General features: G+C 65.8%; 12 protein-coding genes and 1 tRNA gene. 10 read left to right on the top strand and 3 right to left on the bottom strand.

Annotation, left to right across the window (positions count from 1 at the left end):
- The first annotated feature begins 66 nt into the window (after window positions 1-66).
- Window positions 67-2,181 (top strand): YccS family putative transporter, encoded by a 2,115-nt coding sequence (gene yccS, locus J2X57_RS15835; protein ID WP_309868601.1) that lies wholly within the window; start codon window positions 67-69, stop codon window positions 2,179-2,181.
- A gap of 80 nt (window positions 2,182-2,261) precedes the next feature.
- The gene (locus J2X57_RS15830) at window positions 2,262-3,419 is read left to right on the top strand and encodes an isovaleryl-CoA dehydrogenase (protein WP_309868599.1); all 1,158 of its coding nucleotides are present in this window, start codon (window positions 2,262-2,264) and stop codon (window positions 3,417-3,419) included.
- A gap of 9 nt (window positions 3,420-3,428) precedes the next feature.
- Here the strand turns inward: J2X57_RS15830 and J2X57_RS15825 are convergent, their stop codons facing one another.
- Window positions 3,429-6,263 (bottom strand): S8 family serine peptidase, encoded by a 2,835-nt coding sequence (locus J2X57_RS15825; protein WP_309868597.1) that lies wholly within the window; start codon window positions 6,261-6,263, stop codon window positions 3,429-3,431.
- Between the two features lie 262 nt (window positions 6,264-6,525).
- Between J2X57_RS15825 and J2X57_RS15820 the strand changes: the two genes are divergently transcribed.
- From J2X57_RS15820 to J2X57_RS15800, 5 genes are all read left to right on the top strand, one after another.
- Entirely contained in the window at window positions 6,526-7,701 is a 1,176-nt protein-coding gene (locus J2X57_RS15820; protein ID WP_036111556.1) for an acetyl-CoA C-acyltransferase, read from the top strand.
- A gap of 162 nt (window positions 7,702-7,863) precedes the next feature.
- Complete coding sequence (locus J2X57_RS15815; RefSeq protein ID WP_036111552.1) at window positions 7,864-8,250, top strand: hypothetical protein; 387 nt, start codon at window positions 7,864-7,866, stop codon at window positions 8,248-8,250.
- Window positions 8,251-8,374: 124 nt separating this feature from the next.
- Window positions 8,375-9,982, top strand: coding sequence for a carboxyl transferase domain-containing protein (locus tag J2X57_RS15810; protein WP_309868593.1), 1,608 nt, complete (start codon window positions 8,375-8,377; stop codon window positions 9,980-9,982).
- A gap of 98 nt (window positions 9,983-10,080) precedes the next feature.
- On the top strand, window positions 10,081-11,427 hold the full coding sequence (gene xseA / locus J2X57_RS15805) for an exodeoxyribonuclease VII large subunit (RefSeq protein WP_309868591.1): 1,347 nt from the start codon (window positions 10,081-10,083) through the stop codon (window positions 11,425-11,427).
- A 54-nt stretch (window positions 11,428-11,481) separates the two neighbouring features.
- Window positions 11,482-12,912 carry a phospholipase gene (locus J2X57_RS15800; protein WP_309868589.1) on the top strand — a complete coding sequence of 477 codons (1,431 nt, stop codon included), beginning with the start codon at window positions 11,482-11,484 and terminating at the stop codon, window positions 12,910-12,912.
- Window positions 12,913-12,917: 5 nt separating this feature from the next.
- On the opposite strand, the gene J2X57_RS15795 is transcribed toward J2X57_RS15800, so the two are convergent.
- Window positions 12,918-14,300, bottom strand: a complete 1,383-nt coding sequence (locus J2X57_RS15795; protein WP_309868587.1) for an FAD-containing oxidoreductase — start codon at window positions 14,298-14,300, stop codon at window positions 12,918-12,920.
- Window positions 14,301-14,327: 27 nt separating this feature from the next.
- A tRNA-Arg gene (locus tag J2X57_RS15790) sits at window positions 14,328-14,404 on the bottom strand.
- 200 nt (window positions 14,405-14,604) lie between these two features.
- Here J2X57_RS15790 and J2X57_RS15785 point away from each other — a divergent pair.
- From J2X57_RS15785 to J2X57_RS15775, 3 genes are all read left to right on the top strand, one after another.
- A complete protein-coding gene (locus J2X57_RS15785) occupies window positions 14,605-15,621 on the top strand; it encodes a hypothetical protein (protein WP_309868585.1) in 1,017 nt (338 codons plus the stop codon).
- Between the two features lie 54 nt (window positions 15,622-15,675).
- Complete coding sequence (locus tag J2X57_RS15780) at window positions 15,676-20,886, top strand: RHS repeat-associated core domain-containing protein (protein ID WP_309868583.1); 5,211 nt, start codon at window positions 15,676-15,678, stop codon at window positions 20,884-20,886.
- A 198-nt stretch (window positions 20,887-21,084) separates the two neighbouring features.
- Window positions 21,085-22,104, top strand: coding sequence for a hypothetical protein (locus J2X57_RS15775; protein ID WP_309868581.1), 1,020 nt, complete (start codon window positions 21,085-21,087; stop codon window positions 22,102-22,104).
- Window positions 22,105-22,314: the final 210 nt, after the last annotated feature.

The raw sequence follows: 22,314 nt of genomic DNA, 5'->3' as shown, positions 1-22,314 counted from the left end.
CTCCGCGACAAAATATCGCCAGGAGGGCCGGCTCGCGCCGACGCGGTAGCGGGCTAAGCTAAGGCCATGCTCTCCTTTCGTCACCTGGCAGAATCCGACCGCTTCGCCGATGTCATGCGGGTGCTCCTCGCACTGACCGGCATTGCCTTATGGTGCACGCTCGCCGGCCCGGCCGAGGCGATCGTCCCCGCGCTGCTCGGCGCCATCGCCTGCGCTCTGGCCGAGACCGATGACGCCTGGCGGGGCCGCCTGCGCGGGCTGATCGTGACCTTGCTGTGCTTCGCGCTCGCCGCGGCCGCGGTGAAGGCCTGCATCGGCACGCCACCGCTGTTCGCGATACTGCTGCCGGTGGGCACGTTTCTTCTTGTCATGCTCGGTGCCGCCAGCGGGCGATACGCCACGATCGCCACGGCCACGCTGATCCTCTCGGTCTACACCATGATCGCCACCGACAGCGCAGGCGCGGCAGCTGGCGGCTGGCATGGCACGCTGGCGATCCTCGCCGGCGCGGCATGGTACGGATCGCTCTCACTGCTGTGGAGTGCGCTCGCACCTCAGCGTGCGGTCCGCCATGCACTCGCCCGGCTGTTCGAATCGCTGGCCGCGTTGATCGAGGCGAAGGCGGCGCTGTTCGAACCCGTACGCGGCCTCGATCGCGACGCGCTGCACATCGAGTTCTCGAAGCGCAACCTGCGCACGGTGGAAGCGCTGACCGCTGCGCGCATCGCGCTGCTCGATCGCATCGGACGCCGCCAGCCACGCGGGCGTTCCGCGGCTCGTCTGGGCATGTTCTTCGTCGCCCAGGACATCCACGAGCGGATCAGCTCGTCGCACTACCCGTACGACGAACTGGCAGGCGCGCTCTACCACAGCGACCTCATGTTCCGCTTCGGACGACTTCTGCGATTGCAGGCCATCGCCTGTCGCGAGCGCGCCGATGCGATTCGCGAGGTCGCTCCGCTGCGATCCATCGCCCTGCCGCGCGCCGCACTGGACGACCTGCGCGAGGCGCTGGCGTACCGCCGCCGCAGCGACCCGCCGGACGAAGCGATCGACGACGCGTTGTCGGCCTTGCTGAGCAACATGGACCGTCTCCAAGCCGGCATCGAAGACGAAGGCAGCCTGCGCGAGGACGCCGACATTTCGTTGCAGGGCAACGAGCCCGCGTCGATCCGCGAAGCATTGGCCAGGGTGCGCCTCCGTCTGAACCGCCGCTCGATGCATTTTCGTCATGCCATGCGCCTGGCGATCGGTATGCTCGCAGGTTACGCGTTGATGCTTGGCCTGCACCCGACCCACGGCTACTGGATTCTCCTGACGACGCTGTTCGTCTGCCAGCCCAGCTATGGCGCCACGCGACGTCGCATGGTCCAGCGTATCGCCGGCACCACGGCCGGGCTGGTCGTCGGCTGGGCGCTGCTGCGTCTGTTGCCGCCGGGCGACTGGCGACTGCCGGTGCTCGTGGCGACAGGTGCCGCGTTCTTCGCCTTCCGGCTGCGCCGTTATGCGCTGGCGACCGGCGTCATCACGCTGTTCGTGCTGCTCTGCTTCGATCGCGTCGGTGCCGGGTACGACGCCATCGGTCCGCGACTGCTCGATACCTTGCTCGGCGCGGTGGTCGCCGCCGCGGCCATTCGCTTCGTGCTGCCCGACTGGCGGGTGCGCCGGCTCGATGACATCGTGGCCGATGCCTTGCTGGCCTATGGACGCTATCTGGAGCGGATCGCCGACCAGTACGCTCACGGCAAGGTGGACGACCTGCCCTATCGCATCGCCCGACGGGATGCGCACGCGGCACAGGCCGCCGTGGCCGGGAATGTCACGGAACTACTGGGCGAACCCGGCCATTCGCGCGATCTCGGTGAGCGTGCCCTTCGCCTGCTCACGGCACTTCAGGCGGGACTGTCCCACCTGTCGACCCTGGGTGCACACCGGCAATCCCTGCCGGCGGACGACGCGCTGGCGCTGCAGGCGCTGGCTCGCCACATTACCCACGGCTTCGACGCCCTGGCGGGGCACATCCGCACCGGCACGGTCGCACCGCCGCTGGGCACGCCAGCGCTCCTGGTCGGCACGTCGATGCGGGTCACGTTGGGCGCCGAAACGGTACGCCTGGTCGATCGCCAGTGCCTGCTGCTGATCCGAGTGCACGACCGTATCGCGGCCATTCCGAAGGCCTGATTGCTGCGTCGCGCCGTGGCTTGACGGCGTGCGCACGCTACGATGGGCAGGTTTCCCCATCCCTTTTCCGGAGTTGCACCATGCGCCCGTTCTCCCTCGGCGACGACCTCGACCTCCTGCGTGAAAGCGTCCGCGCGTTCGCCGACAAGGAAATCGCACCGCGCGCGGATCGCATTGATCGCGAAAACGTGTTTCCGGAAGACCTCTGGCGCAAGTTCGGCGAGATGGGCCTGCTCGGTATCACCATTCCCGAGGAATACGGCGGCTCCGGCCTGGGCTTTCTTGCGCACATGATCGCGATGGAGGAGATCTCGCGCGCGTCGGCCTCGGTCGGTCTGTCCTACGGTGCGCACTCCAATCTCTGCGTGCAGAACATCTACCACAACGGCAACGACGAACAGCGTCGCAAGTACCTTCCGAAACTCGCGAGCGGCGAGTGGGTCGGCGCGCTGGCGATGAGCGAGCCGGGCGCCGGTTCGGACGTCGTGGGCTCGATGAGCTGCAAGGCCGAACTGATCGACGGCAAGTGGGTGGCCAACGGCACCAAGATGTGGATCACCAACGGTCCCGACGCCGACGTGTTGCTGGTCTACATGCGCACCGCCCCGCGCCCCGCGGGCAGCCGCTGCATGACCGCGTTCATCGTCGAGAAGGGCATGAAGGGTTTCTCGACGGCGCAGAAACTCGACAAGCTGGGCATGCGCGGCTCCAACACCTGCGAACTGGTGTTCGACAACTGCGAGATTCCCGAGGAAAACATCGTCGGCGAAGTGAACGAAGGCGTGCGCGTGCTGATGGGCGGCCTGGACACCGAACGCCTGGTGCTGTCCGGCGGTCCCATCGGCATCATGCAGGCGGCGGTGGATCTCGTGCTTCCGTATGTCCGCGAGCGAAAGCAGTTCAACGCGCCGATCGGTACGTTCGGCATGATGCAGGGCAAGGTCGCGGACATGTACACCGCGCTGCAGTCGTCACGCGGGTTCGCTTACATGGTGGCCCAGCAGTTCGACAACGGGGTGAAGTCGCGCATCGACCCCGCCGCCTGCCTGCTCAACGCCTCGACCAACGCGGTGAAGGTCGCCCTGGAAGCGATCCAGTCACTGGGCGGAAACGGCTACATCAACGAATTCCCGGCGGGCCGGTTGCTGCGCGACGCCAAGCTCTACGAGATCGGCGCCGGCACCAACGAGATCCGTCGCATGCTGATCGGCCGTGAACTGTTCCACGGCAAGTCGTAATCCGCCGGCCTACCAGTTCATCCGGAAACTCGCGTTCGCCGAACGCGAGTGATCGCGGTCCGCGAACCGCTGGTCGACGTTGAAGCCCAGCTGGGTGCTGGCCGTCATGTCCCAGCCGAGCGACACGCCTGCCGTGCCGGCCCGGCGCGACAGGCCGATGCCGTCGACCGGCGCCCACTGCGAAAAGCCCGTATAGCGTGCCGCGAAGACCTCGCCCTTCGTCGCGAACGCATTCTGCCAACCCAGCTTCGCATCCAGGTGCAGCGCACCGCGCGTGGTGAGCCACGAACCGCCCGCGCGAAGCCCGAACCCCGCCTGCCAGCGCGAGGTGGTGTGGCCATCGGCGGTCAGTCCGAAGCCGTCGCCACCGGTTTCCGAGAAACCATCGCGGCGGATGCTCGCGTACTCGACGTTGGCGAACGGCGTGAGCGTGAACGCGCCCGCATGGCTGCGGAAGCCGACCTCGCCGTAAGCGGACTGGTAGCTGCCGTTCTGGTCGCTGCCCGCGAACGCGGCCTGGTCGCCGAAACGCAGCAGGCGGCGCATGTCGCCACGGAAACTGCCGAAGCCGAACTGCCCCACCCCGTACCAGTTGGCGCCACGCGAGCCGGCATAGAGCATGCCGGCGGTGGAACGGCTGCGCTGGCGATCGAAGCTGCCGTCGAGCTGGCCGTGGCTCGACATCTGCGCGACGGCGACGCCGGCGAAGCCGTTGAGGCCGAGACGGATGTCGTTGCCGACCAGGCCACCGTTGAGGTTGAAACCGACGTTGCCGAACCCGCCGCGGCTCATGCCCCCGCGTGAATCGAGGGACTGCGTCCACGCACCGGAGCCTTGCTGGTCCAGGTGTGAGATCAGCGCGTCGTTGCTGGCATCGATACCGGCGAGCGTCACGGCGGTGCCAGCGGCATACAGCTGGCCGGAGAGAGACTCCAGCGAGGCCCTCGCCACCGCGTCCGTGCGCGACTGCTGGATCTGGCCGGCGGCGACGAGCGTCGTCACGGGCGGCGCGGATGCCGCCGCCACCGGGCCCGCCAGCGAGCCCTCGATCTGCTGGAAGGCTCCGTCAAGGCGCGTCGCCGAGGTCGTCGCCGCGGCCGAGCGCGCCATCACCGCATTCGAGTTCGCCACGGCGGTCACGCTCAGGCTGGTCGTGTCGAGCCAGATTTCCTTAGGTGCGTACTGGACCGTCGATGACAGGAAGACGCCTTGCGCGAACGTCGTGCTGGTGAACGTGCCGGTCACCGAATCAGCGGTGACCAGTGACTGGTGACTGGTCACCGTGTAGCCGGGCACGGCGCCGGCGACATACAGATCGCCGCCAAAAATCCGTACGGCGCCGGCGACGTTCACGGGAGCGCCGAGGAGCAGCGAAAGACGCGATGGCCCGTAAAGCCCGAGATCCGCCTTTATCTGGGTGGGATGCGCCGTCAGCTCCAGAGTGCCGTTGACGTCCACGCTGTCGCGGAGGCCGTTGGTCTGACCCTGCCCGAGATCGCCGTGAACGATGAGCTTCGCTCCCACGTCCTGCACGATGATTCGCGCCGCGGGAAGGTCTTTCATGACCTCTACGGTCGTCGTGTCTTCGGCGTTCAACGCGGAGAACGTATTCGTGCCGGTAATCGTCAGCTTGCCGCTACCGTAGACGTTGAGGCCATCGCCGGAGATGTCGTTCGAAAACGTCACGTTGGCCGAGCCGATGTCCGCGCGGAACGCATGATCGAGCCTCGCCGGGCCGAGCATCGCCTTGCCGAGGTTGAGCCGGCCGTGCCCATAAATGGCGTCGACGCCGGGATCGCCCAGATCGTCGGCCGTGCTGAACATGAGGTCGGCCAGCGCTTCGTTGTCGAAATGCGGAAAGGTCTGCAGGAGGACGGCCGCCGCGCCAGCGACCTGGGGGGCGGCGAGCGACGTGCCGGTCCACACCTGGTAGGCCGGCTTGGCGGCGGTCGACGACGCAGCCAGTGTCAGGAGCTCACCCGGCGCCGCGATGCAGAACGCCTTCGCGTCTCCACAACGGTTCGAATACGAGGCGATCTGGCTCGTGTCGTGGCTGTTCAGAGCGACGACGGCGATCCAGCCGCCCGCCACGGAAGGCGCGCGAAGCGGCAGCGCCGCGATATCGGACGGATTCGCCGCGCCATCGTTTCCGGCCGCGAATACGTAGACCGTTCCGCTGGAGGAAAGCGCAGCGTGTTTATACGCATCGGCAAAGCTGGCCGTGGTGGCCGCATCGGACGCGTCCCAGTACAAGCCGCCCCACGAGTTGTTGGAGATACGCGCTCCCGCCTGGAACACGGCTTCGTTGACCGTGCCGAGCGGATCCGCCGAAGTCACCTTGTTGCCCTTGCCCGAACCGTCGTCCTTCGGCGTCGTATCGCTGACGATACGCGCGGAGACGATCGTCGCATCGGGAGCGATGCCCCCGGCGAACTGGCCGAACGGCTTGCCCGCGGCGATTTCGGCCACGGCGGTGCCGTGTCCGACAACATCGTCGACCTTGAGGTTGTTGGTGCCCGGATCGACGTAAGTGAACTTGTTGGTCACCCGGCCGGAAAGCGCCGGGCTCGCCGCCGTGACGCCGCTGTCGACGATGCCGATGGCGACGCCCGAACCGGTCAGGCCCGCGGCATGCGCGGCGTTCGCACCTGTCGCGGTCAGCTGGATATCCACCGGTGGCTGGTCGACCGGAGGGCTTGGCGTCTGCGGCGTCTGGGGCGCCACCACCTGTGGAATGTTGCGGCTCGGCGCACTGCTGCCGCCGCCACCGCAGGCGGTCAGACCCAGGCTCACGCACACGGCCAGCGCAAGCTCGCGCTGACGCAGCAGATTCGTCGTATTCACGTTATACCCCTGATTTCAGACGTCAATGTCCCACGCCGACTCTGGCGGACGTGTGGCACGGATGGTGCCACACGACTTTGCGAAAAATCTCATCCAGTCGGCAAAATGTTGAACCCGTCCGTGAAAACTGCCGCCGGCACGGCATCGCGGGGCCGCCCAGGGGCGTGTCGCAGCGCAGATTGCCCCTCCCCTGCCGCCACTGCGATACTCGACCGGTTTCCGTCCTCCCCAGGGCGGCCATACGATGTCCCACGGAGTCCCCATGTCTGAGATCGTCATCGCGGGTGCCAAGCGCACCGCCATCGGTTCTTTCCTCGGTCAGTTCACCGGCGTCCCCTCGCCCACGCTCGGCTCGGTCGCCATCAAGGCGGCGCTCGAACAGTCCGGCATCGCGCCGGCCGATGTCAGTGAAGTGATCATGGGCTGCGTGCTGCCCGCGAATCTCGGCCAGGCGCCCGCGCGCCAGGCGTCTCTCCAGGCCGGCCTGCCGACCTCGGCGGGCTGCACCACCATCAACAAGGTGTGCGGTTCCGGCATGAAGGCCATGATGCTGGCCCACGACCTGATCAAGGCCGGTTCGGCGTCCATCGTCGTCGCGGGTGGCATGGAGTCCATGACCAACGCGCCGCACATGGTCAACGCGCGCACAGGCATCCGCTATGGCGACGGTCAGCTGGTCGACCACATGGCGTGGGACGGGCTGACCAACCCGTACGACGGTCAGTCGATGGGCGTGTTCGGCGAACGGTGCGCGGACAAGTACCACTTCACCCGCGAAGAGCAGGACGCCTTCGCGATCGCTTCGGTCGAGCGCGCGCAGGCGGCGCAGAAGGCCGACGCATTCGCTGGCGAGATCGTTCCGGTCACCGTGCAGGGTCGCAAGGGCCCACAGGACTTCGCCGAGGACGAACAGCCGGGCCGCTCCGATACCGCTAAAATACCGACCCTGCGCGCCGCCTTCCGCAAGGAAAACGGCACGATCACCGCCGCCAGCTCCTCCAGCATCTCCGACGGCGCCGCCGCGCTCGTGCTGCTTTCCGCCGATGAGGCAAAGGCGCGTGGCGTCACCGCGCTGGCTCGTATCGTCGCCCACGCCACGCATTCGCAGGAGCCGGAGTGGTTCACCACGGCGCCGGTCGGCGCCATTTCGAAGGTGCTCGCAAAGGCGGGCTGGTCCGTCGGTGACGTCGATCTGTTTGAAATCAACGAGGCGTTCGCCGTGGTGCCGATGGCGGTCATGCGCGAGCTGGACGTGCCGCACGACAAGGTCAACGTCCACGGCGGGGCATGCGCACTGGGCCACCCGATCGGCGCCAGCGGCGCCCGCATCGTGGTCACCCTTCTCAATGCGTTGACGGCCCGTGGCGCAAAAAGGGGTGTCGCCGCGCTGTGTATCGGTGGCGGCGAGGCAACGGCAATCGCCATCGAACTGGTGTGAAACCGGGGTCGAAGGGATAAAGCTCGCACCGAAACGTGATCACGCCAAATACATGGGCTTTAATGCCCACTGAAGCGGCACGATGAGGTTTATAGCTATGTCACGACAACTAGGCTATTAATACGCCCGCCTCACGGCATTCCACGGCTAAGGAGAAACACAATGAATTTTACGCGTACCCTTCTCGCCTCTGCGCTCGTCGCGCTTCTGGCAGCTTGCAGCAACGGCGCGCAGGATTCCGCGCAGGACGCCCAGAAGTCGGCTTCCGACGCCCAGCAGCAGGCTGACAAGGCCCAGCAGGCCGCCGACCAGTCGGCCAATGCCGCCACGTCGCAGGCTGCCGACCAGGCTCAGCAGTCCGCTGACCAGGCCAAGGACGCTGCCGCTCAGGCTTCGCAGGCCGCTTCGGCCTCGACCGCCGGTGGCGCTTCCGAGGCTGCCAAGGACGCCGCTTCCAACGCTGCTGATCAGGCCGACAAGTCGGCTGACCAGGCGAAGGACGCTGCTTCCAACGCTGACAGCGCTAAGGACGACAGCACCAAGAAGTAAGCCTCACGGCTTACGGACGAAAGAGGGTCGCCTTCGGGCGGCCCTTTTTTCTTGGCGCGTTGCAGCGTTTTCCTTCGGGTCCGCCCCGTTATGATGTTCGTTTAGTCCTCGCGCGAATGTCCCCATGCCCATTCTCGATTCGCAGCTCGATACCCGTTCTTCCGAGTTCCAGGCGGCAAGCCTCCGCCTGCGCGCACTCACCGACGACCTGCGCGACACGCTGAAGCGGACGGCGGAAGGCGGCGGCGCGAAGGCGCGCGAAAAACACGTGGCGCGCGGCAAACTGCTGCCCCGGGAGCGCATCCGCGCCCTGCTCGACCCCGGCTCTCCGTTTCTCGAAATCGCTCCGCTCGCGGCGCACGGCATGTACGACAATGCCGCACCGGCGGCGGGCGTCATCGCAGGTATCGGCCGGGTCATGGGACAGGAAGTCGTCGTACTGGCCAACGACGCTACGGTCAAAGGCGGCACCTATTTCCCGATGACGGTGAAAAAACACCTGCGCGCCCAGGAAATCGCGATGGAGAATCGCCTTCCATGCATTTACCTCGTCGATTCCGGCGGCGCGTTCCTTCCGCTGCAGGACGAAGTCTTTCCCGACCGCGAGCACTTCGGCCGCATCTTCTACAACCAGGCGCGCATGAGCGCGCAGGGTATCCCGCAGATCGCCGTCGTCATGGGCTCATGCACCGCGGGTGGCGCCTATGTGCCCGCGATGAGCGACGAGACCGTCATCGTTCGCGAGCAGGGCACCATCTTCCTCGGCGGCCCGCCGCTGGTCAAAGCCGCCACCGGTGAAGTGGTCGACGCCGAGGCGCTGGGCGGCGCGGACGTACACACCGCGGTGTCCGGCGTCGCGGATCACTTCGCGGAAAACGACGCGCACGCCCTGGCTATCGCCCGCGACATCGTCGGATCGCTGAACCGGGTCAAGAAGCAGCCGCTGGCCGTGCGCGCGCCTGTCGAACCGCGCTTCGCCGCGGACGAACTGTATGGGGTCATTCCGGAGGACACGCGGCGCCCGTTCGATATCCATGAAGTTATCGCACGCATCGTGGACGATTCCGAATTCCACGAATTCAAGGCACGCTACGGCAAGACGCTCGTCACGGGCTTCGCACATATCCACGGTTATCCGGTGGGCATCGTCGCCAACAACGGCATTCTGTTCGGCGAGTCCGCGCAGAAGGGTGCGCACTTCATCGAACTGTGCAACCAGCGCAACGTACCTCTCGTGTTCCTGCAGAACATCACCGGATTCATGGTGGGCCGCAAGTACGAGAACGCAGGTATCGCCAAAGACGGCGCGAAGATGGTGACCGCGGTGGCCTGCTCGCACGTGCCCAAGTTCACCGTGGTCATCGGCGGCAGCTTCGGCGCGGGCAATTACGCGATGTGCGGTCGCGCGTACGGCGCGCGTTTCCTGTGGATGTGGCCGAACGCGCGCATCAGCGTGATGGGTGGCGAACAGGCGGCGTCCGTGCTCGCCACCGTGCGCCGCGATGGCATCGAGGCCGGCGGTGGCTCGTGGAGCGCCGACGACGAAGAGGCGTTCAAGGCGCCCGTGCGTGACCAGTACGAACGTCAGGGTCACCCGTATTACGCCAGCGCGCGGCTCTGGGACGACGGCATCATCGATCCGGCCGACACCCGTCGGGTGCTGGGCCTGGCCATCTCCGCCTCGCTCAATGCGCCGATCGAACAGGGCCGGTTCGGCGTGTTCCGCATGTAATGGGTTAACCGTCACACGTAAGGCGCTAACCGAAAAGGCATTCCTGTTCACGATTCCGGGTTTACGGGTGGCCCGTTACGCTTTACGCTTCCCGGTCCATGCCCGCCTTCGACGACCGCTCCCCTCCCGAGATATTCACGCCATCCGGCCTGAACCGGCTGGTGCGCGATCTGCTGGAAGACGCCCTGCCCATGGGCGTCTGGATCGAGGGCGAGCTGTCGAATGTCGCGCGCCCCGCATCGGGCCATGTCTATTTCACGCTGAAAGACGCGGGCGCTCAGGTGCGCTGCGCCATGTTCCGCACGGCCGCATCGCGGCTCCGCTTTCGTCCCACGGACGGCATGCACGTGCTGATGCGGGCCAAGGTCGGGCTGTATGAGGCGCGCGGCGAGTTCCAGCTGGTGGCCGACCACATGGAGCCGGCAGGCGAAGGCGCCCTGCAGCGCGAGTTCGAGCAGCTGAAGGCGCGTCTCGGCGCCGAAGGTCTGTTCGACGCGGAGCGCAAGCGCGCGCTGCCTGCCTATCCGAAGCGTATCGGCGTCATCACCTCGCCCTCGGGCGCGGCGGTCCGCGACGTCCTCAGCGTACTCGGCCGTCGCTTCGGCCTCGCCGACGTGGACGTGTTGCCCGTGCCCGTGCAGGGCCGTGAAGCACCGCCCGCCATCGCCGCCATGCTGCGGCGGGCGTCGGCCAGCGGACGCTACGATGTGCTGCTGGTGACCCGTGGCGGCGGTTCGCTGGAGGATCTCTGGGCCTTCAATGACGAAGCCGTGGCTCGCGCCATCCATGCCAGTGCCGTCCCGGTCGTTTCGGCCGTCGGCCACGAGGTGGACTTCACCATCGCGGACTTCGTCGCCGATCTGCGCGCCGCCACGCCATCGGCTGCCGCCGAGCTCCTGGTACCGGACGCCGGCGACCTCGAACGTCGGCTCGATCGCCTGCGCCAGCGCATGGCCACGTTGATCGCTCGTCGCCTTCAGGCGGCCGCCCAGCGTGCGGATCACTGGCAGGCACGCCTCAATGCGCAACGTCCGCAGGCGCGCCTCGCGCGGGATGGCCAGCGGCTCGAGGCACTTCGTCGCCGACTCGTTATGGCGACCGCCCAGTCGAACGCGCTTCGCCGTGCCCGCCTCGACCGCCTGCAGGCGCGCCTGGCCGCCCAGCATCCGCGGCTTCGCCTCGCCCCCTCGCAGCGCCGCATCGCGGATCTGCGCCTGCGCCTGAGGACATCGATGGCACGTCGCATCGAACGCGATCGCGCACGCGTCACCGAGCAGGCGCGCACGCTGCACGCGGTCAGTCCTCTGGCGACGCTCGAACGTGGCTACGCGATCGTCTTCGACGAGCGCGACGCGGTGGTGCGCCGCGCGGGAGACGTCGCCGTCGGCGACCTTCTGCGCGTGATGCTCGGCGATGGCGAGCTCAAAGTCCGTCGCGAGGACTGATTCGCCCGTCCACCCCGGCTATGCTCAGCTGATCCGGTAATCAAGGAACGGGGCATGAGCGCGCTGGTTTTCGTGCATGGCTGGAGCGTTACCAACACGTCCACCTACGGCAGCCTGCCGAAGGCACTGGCTGACCGCGCCACCCAGGCGGAGTCGACGCTCCGCGTTCTCGACATCCACCTGTCCGAATACGTCACGTTCGACGACAGCGTGACGATGGACGATATCGTCCGCGCCTTCGATCACGCGTTACGCGGGCTTTCCCTGCCTGACGGCACGTTCGACTGCATCACCCATTCCACCGGTGGGCCGGTCGCCGTGGCCTGGCTGCATGCCCAGCGTGACCGCCCGACCCTGTTCGCTCCGATCCGGTTGCGGCGTCTGGTGATGCTGGCGCCGCCACACTTCGGATCCGCGCTGGCAACGCTGGGGAAGAGCGTCGTCGGCCACCTCAAGGCCTGGTTCGACGGTGTCGAGCCGGGGCAGCGCATCCTCGACTGGCTGGAGCACGGCAGTCCGGAATCCGTGGCGCAGGCGCTCGACGTGATCCATGGTCCGGACCCGGCCGCGCACGGCACGTGGTTGTTCAACCTGACAGGCGATCGACCGGACCGCAAGTTCTACGACTTCGTCAACTCATACACCGGAGAAGACGGGTCGGACGGTGTGGTGCGCATGGCGGCCGCCAATCTCAACGCGCGGCACTGCGTGCTTACGCAGCGAGCCGGCACGGCGACGCTCGACATGACGATCAGCAAGGCGCCGCGCAGTGCGTTCAAGCTGTTGCCCGGGCTCGCTCATTCCGGCGACGAGCACGGCATCATGGCGTCGGAGCCTCCTTCCACCGTGACGATCGACGCAATCCTGCGCTGTCTCGCCGTCACTTCGGCGGCATCGTACGCGGCATTGTGCGACGCCTTCGCCACGGAGAACGCGCAGCGCGACCGTGACAAGGTCGAGACGGAAAAAAAGCTTCTCACCTCGCGCACGCACATCCACGATCCGCGGAGCCTGCTCATATTCCGCCTGCTGGACGATCGCGGTGAACCGCTGCGCGATGCGCGGTTCCTCCTGACCGCCGGGCCCACCGCGTCGCCAAACGATCTGCCACCGGGCTTCTCGACCGACCGCCAGGCCAGTTCGCGCAGCGCGGCGACGGTCACGATGTTCCTCAATTACGCCTTGTTCGCCGGTGACGCCCCCGTGCCCGATCCGCGCCAGCCCGGCGGCGTCCTGCGCCCGGCGCAGCCGTCGCACCGGCCCTATGGCGTGCGCATCCAGCCCGCCGATGTCACCGGGCTGATCCGGCACATCGTCGCCGCCACGGCGCAGGACGACGACCTGCTCGACGCGCTGGGGCCGCATGAGACGACGATCCTTGATGTGGTGCTGTCGCGCCGCGTGGCGGAAGGCGTGTTTCGGCTGACGCAGAATCTGCAGGCTGTGGATTTCAGCCAGCCGGTGTCCGGGATGGATATCGTGTAAGCGCCTCAGTCCGCCGCCTTGAGATCCCCGATCAGGGTCGGAATCAATTCCGACACCGTCGGATGAATCGGCACGGCCCACTGATAGGTACCGATGTCCGCCTTCGCATTCATCATGTCCAGCACACCGTGCACCACCTCATCCCCGCCGACGCCGAGGATCGCCGCGCCAAGGATCTGCTTCGTTTCCGCATCGGCGACCATCTTCATGAAGCCACGCGTTTCGCCCTTCTCCACGGCACGCCCGACGCGGGTCATCATGCGTTTCGACACCAGCAAGGGCCGGCCCGACTGACGGGCCTGCGTCTCCGTCATACCCACCCGACCCAGCGGCGGATCGACGTAGAGAGCATATCCGGGGATGCGGTCGCTGACCTTGCGCTCTTCCCCGTCAAGCAGATTCGCGGCGACGATCTCGTAATCGTTCCATGCCGTGTGGGTAAAGGCGCCCTTGCCATTGCAGTCGCCCATCGCCCAGACGCCGTCGGCGCTGGTTTTCAGGTGATCGTCGACCTCGATGTAGCCGTGCTTATCCGTTGCGATGCCCGCCGCATCGAGACCGAGATCGTCGGTGTTGGGGCGACGACCCACGGCGAGCAGCACGTGGCTGCCGACGACCTGAGGCGCGCCTTCCGAACAGTCGACGCCCACGCGCACGCCGGCGGGGTCCTTATGCACGGTGATGCAGCATGCGCCCGTGCGCACCGTGATGCCTTCGTCCTCCAGGAACGACCGGACTTCAGCAGAAACGTCTTCGTCTTCGCGACCGATCAACCGCGGGCCCATCTCGACGACTGTCACCTCGCAACCGAAGCGACGGTACATCTGCGCGAACTCCAGACCGATGTAGCTGCCGCCGACCACGACCAGATGGCTCGGCAGCGATTCCAGCGGGATGATCGTGCTGTTGGTCAGGTAGTCCACCTCGTCCAGACCGGGGAAGTCAGGCACCCTTGCCCGACCGCCGACGTTGAGGAAAACCTGGGGCGCTTCGAGGGTTTCACCGTTGACCTCGATCCGGCGCGGCCCGACGAAACGTGCGTGCCCACGGATGAGCTCGAGCCCCGGCATGGAGGCCAGCCAGTCCTCGTTGCCTTTGCGCGAGTCCATGATCACCCTGCGCGCCCGTGCCGCGACCACCGGCATGTCGATGCTGACCTGGCCCACGCCCACGCCCACGCCATATTCGGCACCGCGACGCGCCAGATGCGCGGCATAGGCGCTGGCGACGAGGGTCTTGGTCGGTTTGCAGCCGGTATTGACGCAGGTTCCGCCGACCAGATGCCGTTCGATGATGGCGACGGTCTTGCCGGCGGCGGTCAGGCGGGCGGCGAGCGCGGGTCCGGCCTGACCGGCCCCCACGATGATGGCGTCGAAGGAACGGCTCATGGGGAACTCCGGGGGCGCTGAGAATGATGGTGACCCCGGCCCGATTCGAACGGGCGACCTTCCCCTTAGGAGGGGGACGCTCTATCCAGCTGAGCTACGGGGCCAACATTCGTCAGGATACCTGAGGCCGCCCTTCCAGCGAAAGCGCCCGCACGCCCACACCGAAACACCGTATCGGAAGAACGATGTGCGCCCCACCTGCCGATTAGGTGCCGCATGCGCCTACGACACACGTCCTATCGACATCAGGAGGGCCAGATCGTTGAATGTGACCGAAGCACGCAGCTCTGCACAAGGATGTGCCATGAAACGCAGCAAAGCCACCTCGACCACCGCTGCTCCCGACTGGAAAGTCACCCGTGTCGCCCTCTACGTCGATCACGATCTGCTCTATGCCAACGAGCACCAGCAGGTGCGTGTTCGCGCCTATATCGAGGCAAAAAACAACGGCAATCCCGTGCCCCTGACCCCGACCGAAATAGCGAGCGTCAGTCTCATCGATTACAACTCGCCGCGGAACGCCATACCGTTCTCGACGCAGGCTCGTGCCACGGCCTGGAAAGGCTGGTCGGCACAGCGCGTCTACAATAAATATGCCTATCACCCGGCCGCCGCGCGGAACGGCCATTCGCCTTCCACGCCCAGCGCCGGAGGCGATTACGTCGAACTCTACCTTTCGGCTGACGCCGAAGCATTGACCGGCCCACTGATGCTTGGCTTCACCATCACCGGGGATAATGGCTGGCGGTATCGCACGGACGGTTATGTCTTCGAGCCCGGCAGTGACGAAGGCGCATTCAACACCCTTTACGACACCGGACCGGATAAGGCCGTTCGCGCCGAGCCGCCGATCGTTTACGCGACTTCGGAATTCGTCCTCGACAGACGGGCGGGCTACCGACACCGCGACGCGCCCGATGTCACCATTTTCGACGACATCGTCACCGTGTCCATCGTCAACGGTGGGCGCGTCGTGGAGTTGCGCAGCATGAAATGTGAGCGGGCGGGGATGATCCACTGGATCGATGAGCGTCCGGACACCCACAACCCATGCTACACGGGCTATGCCGAGCCGGGCAGCACCGCGATCACATGGGATGACAAGGTACCTGTGGGCAGCCTCCCGAGGCCGACACTCAGCGTCGCCATACCCGGCAAGGGAACGATCATGCTGTGTGGCCGGAACGACATCCGGCGCGCCGACCATGGCGGCGCGCCGCAGGAGCCCGTCGAGGTGACGTTGCGCGATACCTACGGCAGCGAACAACATTGCCATATCGGGTTCGTCGCCGGCGAGCGCGACACGTTGAAGGTCAGCTGAAAGCGCGGCGGCACGCTCGGCACTTGCGCGGCACGTTCAACAGGAAGTCTCGTCATGCAGGAAAGGAACGGAACCAACCGCGGTGCCTCGCCGTTCGCCAGCGGTGACTTCTACTCCAGCGCCTTCAGCTTCTACAGCCATGTCAGCGGGGATGTCGATCCCCGCACCGGCATGTACTCGGCCGCGATCGATCTGCCCACCGGTAAGGGCAACCTCCTGCGCGGCCCGCACTTCGAATTTCGTCTCCACTACGACGCGCTCGGCATGAACGACGATGGCTTCGGTGTCGGCTGGCGGCTGGCCATCACCGAGCTCGATACGGACAGCGGCATACTGACGCTGGGCAGCGGCGACAGTCACCGCATCGAATGGTATTACCCTGGGCATGAGGCCACCTTTCCCGACCGCAAACTCGACAGTTTCCGGCTGACCCCGGCCTGGGACGGCTCCGCGGTGCTCGAACACGCGACCGGCGTGGTGGAGTACCTCAGGCCACTGGACGACCGCCCGTCGGTCCTGCGTCCCGCCCATATCGTCAATCCTGGCGGCAACGCCATCCATTTCCTCTGGCTACTCGGACCCAACGGCACGCCCGTACTGTCCCGGGTCGTCGACGACGATGGTGTCGACCTGCTTCGTCTGATCTATCCGGATCCCTCGCGCGTCCAGCTCGTTATCGCCACCGGACCATCGGCGCCGCTGGAGATGAACTTCGAGCGCACAGGCAGCCAGCTGGATCGCGTTCGCATTCCCGCACTCATGGAGTTGAACGCGACGCCTGTCCGTGAGGAGGAAGAGCCGGTCTGGGCGTTCGAGTATCGCAACAGTCTCGATCCGCCCTACCTGCCCCTGCTCGCCGCGGTGACCTCGCCCGATGGCGTACGCGATCAGGTGGAATATACGGAAACCGCGCTGCGCCTGCCGACAGGCGCACCCATGACTTACATGCCCGCTGTCTCCGAACGCAGCCGCGTGCTCGACGCCGATCGCAGCCGCGTGTTGCAGACCAGTCGCTACACCTACGACGTGCATGGCGACAAAAATTTTTACGGCTTCGGGCTGGTGTCGGTATGGGAGAACCGTAACGACCAGCTACTGCACCATGGCGCTGCCAGTTCCTTCTTTTACGGCTCGAAGGAAACGCAACTGGACGATCATGGCGTTGCCCTGTGTACCATCGAGCGCACCTATAACCATTTCCACCTGTTAGTAAACGAGGTGACCACCCGGGGCCATGTGGTGCAGGACGTTGCCACGGAATACGGCGAGGTCCCGGGCGAGCCGTTCGCGCGCCAGCCCAAAAGCTTTCAGCTGCCGCACAAGGTCGTCACCACGCTTTACGACGCGCGCCACGATGACGTCCGCCGGACCGTCGCTGTCGAAAGCCGTTACGACACCGAAGGCGACGTCGTTTACCGTCATGACGATGGCACGGGCGTTACGGAGCGATTCGAGTATTACCCGCTCGACGGCGACGGCGACCGTTGTCCACCCGATCCCTTACGGCTCACGCGCCGGATCGCGAGCGAGGTCGCGATACCTGGGCCGGGCGCCGGCCCCACGCTGATCACGCGATACCGGTATACGGCGCTGCCCGTCCGCCGAACGAACGCCGTGCCGGCGTACACGCCAGAGGTCTACGTGCAAGCGTGCGCCGAAGCCGTGCATATCGAGGGCGTCGCCGAGCCGCTATGGGAAAGCGAGCAGGCGTTCATTGTCGACCAGGGCGAACAGCATGGCGCAATCCTCTGGGAAACGCGCGTTCAGGACAACCTGATGGCACGCGTCGACTACAGCTATGAACTCGACACGGCCATGAGGACGCTGACCACCCAGACGAAGCGGACCACACACGACGGCATCGTCCAGATCGAGCGGGAAACCCGCATGCTGCTCAGCGGCTTCGTTGTGAGCAACATGGAAGGCAACGGCATCTACACGAACTTCCGCTACGACCGGCTGGGACGCATGACCGAAGCGCTCCGATACCGGGACAGGTCCAACGAATTCTCGGTGACGCGCTGGCGGTTCCAGCTGTCGACGCGGGAGCGCTGGGTTGAGCGCATCGGCACCACCGACCTGCCGCACAGGTCGTGGCTGGACGAGCTGGGGCGCGTCGTCAGAGAAGACGAACCGCTGGCCGACGGTCAGCTGGTGACGGTGCGCACGCTGACCTACGATCCCCTCGGCGAGGTCGCCGGGGAGACACGTTTCGATCGCCTCGCGGACGACAGGACGCTGAAGCTGACCACGTGCTACGCCTACGACGACTGGGGCCAGTGCGCCAGGGTGACATCCCCCGATGGCAGTCATGTCCGGAGCGAGACCGTACTGGTCCGGCTCGACGGCGAGGTATTCACCCGGACAACCGTGTGGCGGGAAGCGAACGGCGAGCGCATAGGTGGCTGGCAGTCGACCGACACCGACGCCGCCGGGCGGCAACGCCGTAGCCAGGTCGGCGAGTGGGACGGGCTCGGCAACGCCGTCGAGGGGCCCTTCGCGCAATGGCGGTATGACGGCCTGGGCCGCTGTGTCCGGACGGTCGACGCGCTCGGCCGGATCACCGGGCAAAGCTGGGATGCCTTCGACCGCCAGCTCGACACCACGCTGCCCGATGGCGCGGTCGTCCGGCGCACCTATGCTCCCGGGCACGAGGGTGAATTGCTCGCCACGATCGGCCTCGTACCTGCCGGGGGCGGCGATACGATCCCGCTGGGCAGCCGGTACTGGGACGGATGGGGTCGGCTCACCCACGAAACCGCCGGCAGCCTGACCCGTCGGTATGCCTATGTGCCGGGTCAGTTCAACCCCGAGCGGGAGTACCTGCCAGCCGGCGGCGAGATCCAGCGTACCTACGAACCCTGGCTCAACGAGGCCCTGCTGACCGAAACGCTCCTGACCGATCCACCCGTGCCGCTGAAAAAGGCCAATTACCATCCACGCGTCGGCGTGCCGGTGTCGCTCAGCAGCGACATCGGCGTCATGGACATCCGGACTGACTATCTCGGTCGCATGACCGGACAGGACATACGCATGGACGACTCCACGCGTTTCTGCAACGTCGAGGTATCCCCGGGTGGCCTGGAGCTGGCCAGGACCGGCGTCGACGGCGTGCGTCGGGTGTCCGTCTACGACGATCTGGGGCGCGTCGTCCGCGTGGACCACCTTGCCGACGACGACCTGCGGATCGTCGGAATCACCTTCGACTACGACGCACTGTCACGACCGTCGACGTGCACGATCGCCGATGCCCGCGGCTCGCTGACCGAGCGCGTGACCTACGACGGACGCGGCCGCGTGTCGGGCACGACCTGGCTCATCGACAACAAGGCCGGAGCGACGCGACGAGCGCTCACCCTGCACTGGCGCGACGACGACAAACTGGCGGGCCGACGGTGGTACGACGCCGAGGATCGACTGCTGCGCGAGGAAACCATGGACTATGACCTCCGGGGCCGGCTCGAGACCCATACCATCGCCATGGCCCTCGCCGGTGAATACCCGGTCGACGAGGCAGGCAACGCGTATCGCACCCAACGTTTCACTCACGACGACATCGACAACCTGCTTGCGGTGGAGACCACGCTCGTCGACGGACGCGTCAACCGCACCGGTTACGCTTACGACACGATCGACCGCGATCGTCTGGTCGGTGTCCACAGCACGCTCGCCGGGTATCCCGGATACGGCACGGCGCTCCGCCTTGGCTACGACGCCAACGGTCACCTCGTCGACGATGGCATGGGGCGCAGCATCGACTGGGATGGCGCCGACCGGCTGATCGGCGTACGCCAGGCCGACGGCGTCCGGACCGACTACGGCTATGGGCCTGACGCCCGGATCGGGCGGATACGACGGGCGGGGCAAACCACCTACCGGTACTTCGACGACGGCCTGGTCTATGGCGAGTTCAACGACACGGATCAACGTCGCTACCTGCGTGCCGGAGGTACCGTGGTCGCCGAGAGCGTGCTCGCGGGTGCCCTGCGCACCACCTGGCTCGTCGGCAGCGATCCGCAAGGCTCGGCCATCGTCGAAAGCGGCGCGAACGCGACGACGATGCGTACCTATGGCGCGTTTGGCTATCGGGATACGACCGACGACGGTGCGCGCACCGGCTTCGCGGGCGAAGCCCGCGACGATGACATCGACGGGTACATGCTCGGCGACCGACCGTATTCGCCCAGGCTGCAACGCTTCCTCTGCCCCGACCGGGCCAGCCCCTTCGGCGCCGGCGGCCTCAATCGCTACGCCTATTGCGCGGGCGATCCGGTCAACCGGATCGATCCCGGTGGCAACGCCTGGTGGGACTGGCTGGGCGCGGCCCTGGGTATCATCGGCGCGGTCGTAGCCACCGTCGCCACCGGCGGCGCACTGCTAGGCGTGGTCGGAGCCGCCGCCGCCGGAAGCCTCACCGCAGCCGTGTCCACCCCAACGATGGTCGTCATGGCCACCGCCACGATCCTGGAGGTTACCTCGGCCGCTGTCGAGATCGCCTCGCTCGCCGCGGTCGCCGCCGGCGACGAGGAAACCGCCTCCATTCTGGGCTGGGTCGCCTTCGGCACCGGCGTGGCCTCCGGCGCAATGTCCGTGGGACCTGCGGCGGGACGTGCCGCGACTCGATTTGTCGGCACGAAGCATGCCGCGGGAGCGCCAGGCGCACGTCGCTTGCCTCTCCCCACATGGCGAAGAAGCGGCGCCGGGCACTGGACCTTTCAATTCGATTACGGTGGACGCTCGGTCACGCTTCACCACGCAAAAAAAGGACCCAGGGGCCAGCTGCCTGACGGTCGAGTCATCCGGAGGGGCTATAAAGGACGCCCTGAAGTCGTACCTCGATGGTCGAGCAGACCGAACGGCAACGGTGGCATCGTGCATTTCAACGACACCCCCATTGATGGCGACGACCTCGTCGATGGCGTCATACGGGACATCGGCAAACTGAACGACTCGAAGAAAATCATCGTATTGACCGGAGTCCATGGCGACTTCGCGGGATTCAACTGGCTCGCCGGCTGGCGCCTCTGGAGGGAAAAGAAATTTTTTTTGCACGACAGAGCCAGCATACCGAGAATGTCGCTTTACTCGAGAAAAAACCAGAGCAACATCTCGGTCGTCGATATATCGGGGATGTCGAAATCCGAAGTCGAAAAGTACTGGAACATGAAAGATGCACACATCATCAACGCGTACTGCTTCAGCGGCGCCGACCGGCACCTGATGAAGCGGTTCAACATCTTTTCAATCACCCTCTACGCCGTGTGAGGGTGTACCTCGCGCTCCGTGGATACCACTGACGCCATGCCGACGGCGACTTGCATCGATCCTGCCGGTTAAGCGCCGGGCAGGCTTACAACCCATGCCATATCGACAACACGGCCAGTAAGCCGTCAACTGTGACAAGGCACTCGCTCGTTACCGTATGACGCGACCACCAGGGATTGAATTGCAAAGGGAGTAGCAATGAACGCGCAGACACCCAACGCCGCGGATGACAGCTGGAGAATCGCCCGGGTTTCGCTCCATGTCGACAGCCTTGTCTACACCAACGGCCGGCAACAAGCCTACGTCCGTCTCTACATCGAGGCCGAGTACAATTTCGAACCGGTGAAGCTGACGCAGAGCGAAAAGGACAGCGTACGCCTGATCGATTACGCGAAGCCGGAAGTCGAAATCCCCATCTCGGAAGATGGCGGCGAGCGACATCGGGGCTGGTCAGCACAACGCGATTTCCGAGGCTACGAGCCTCACCCCGGTCTTGGTCGCCGACCCGACACGACATTCGCGGGCGGGGACTACCTGGAATTCTACGTCGATGCGGCGGCCGACGCCTTGCGCGCGCCTCTTGCACTCGCTTTCCGCGTTACCGGCGACAACAAGTGGACGTATCGGACCGATGGCTACGTGTTGGACCCGGACGGCCAGGAAGGCCCGTACAACAGCAGACTCGACACGGGTGCGGACAAGCTGGTCCGAGCCGTGACCCCACCCGTTTATACGCCAGCCGAGTTCCGCCTCGGCCCGTCCGATACCCGTGGGACCGGGTCCTCGCGGGAGGGCATCTTCAATGAGGTCCACCTGCTGTTCCTGCAGCCCGCCGCCTCGCCTGGGCCGACCATCAGGTCCATGCGTTGCAGCCCGGCGGGAATGATCCACTGGAAAAACGAACTCCCTTTCACGGAGAACCCGTGTTTCACCGGCTATGCAAGTCCGGGAGAAAGCGAAATTCACTGGGACGACAGAGTACCTCTGGGAGGCCAGCCGCTTCCACTGCTCGATAAGGTGTATCCCGATCATGGGGTCATCATGCTTTGTGGACGCATCGATATCCCGCAACCCAGCGGCGACGATGTGCCGCAAGCCGACGACGAGCTCGTGCCGCGTGGCCCGGTGGACATAGAGGTGACCGACATGTACGGCAACAAGCATACGTGCCGACTCGGATTCGTCACGGGAACGCGCGATCAACTGAGGTTCCTCTGACGCGAAGGAGTGCACGCTCATGACCGGTCGGTCTCCCGAAACACAAGGCGCCCTCGCCAATGACGACTTCTACTCCGGTGCCTTCAGCTTCTACAGTCACGTCAGTGGTGACGTCGATCCTCGCACCGGGATGTACTCGGCAGGCATCGATCTGACCACCGGCAAGGGCAACCAGCTACGCGGTCCCTCGTTCGAGTTCCGCCTGAACCA

The organism is Luteibacter sp. 1214 (genome assembly GCF_031455395.1).
Classification (GTDB): Bacteria; Pseudomonadota; Gammaproteobacteria; order Xanthomonadales; family Rhodanobacteraceae; genus Luteibacter; species Luteibacter mycovicinus.
The sequence above is the reverse complement of the archived record's forward strand: the minus strand, read 5'-3'. Positions and strand labels throughout refer to the sequence as shown.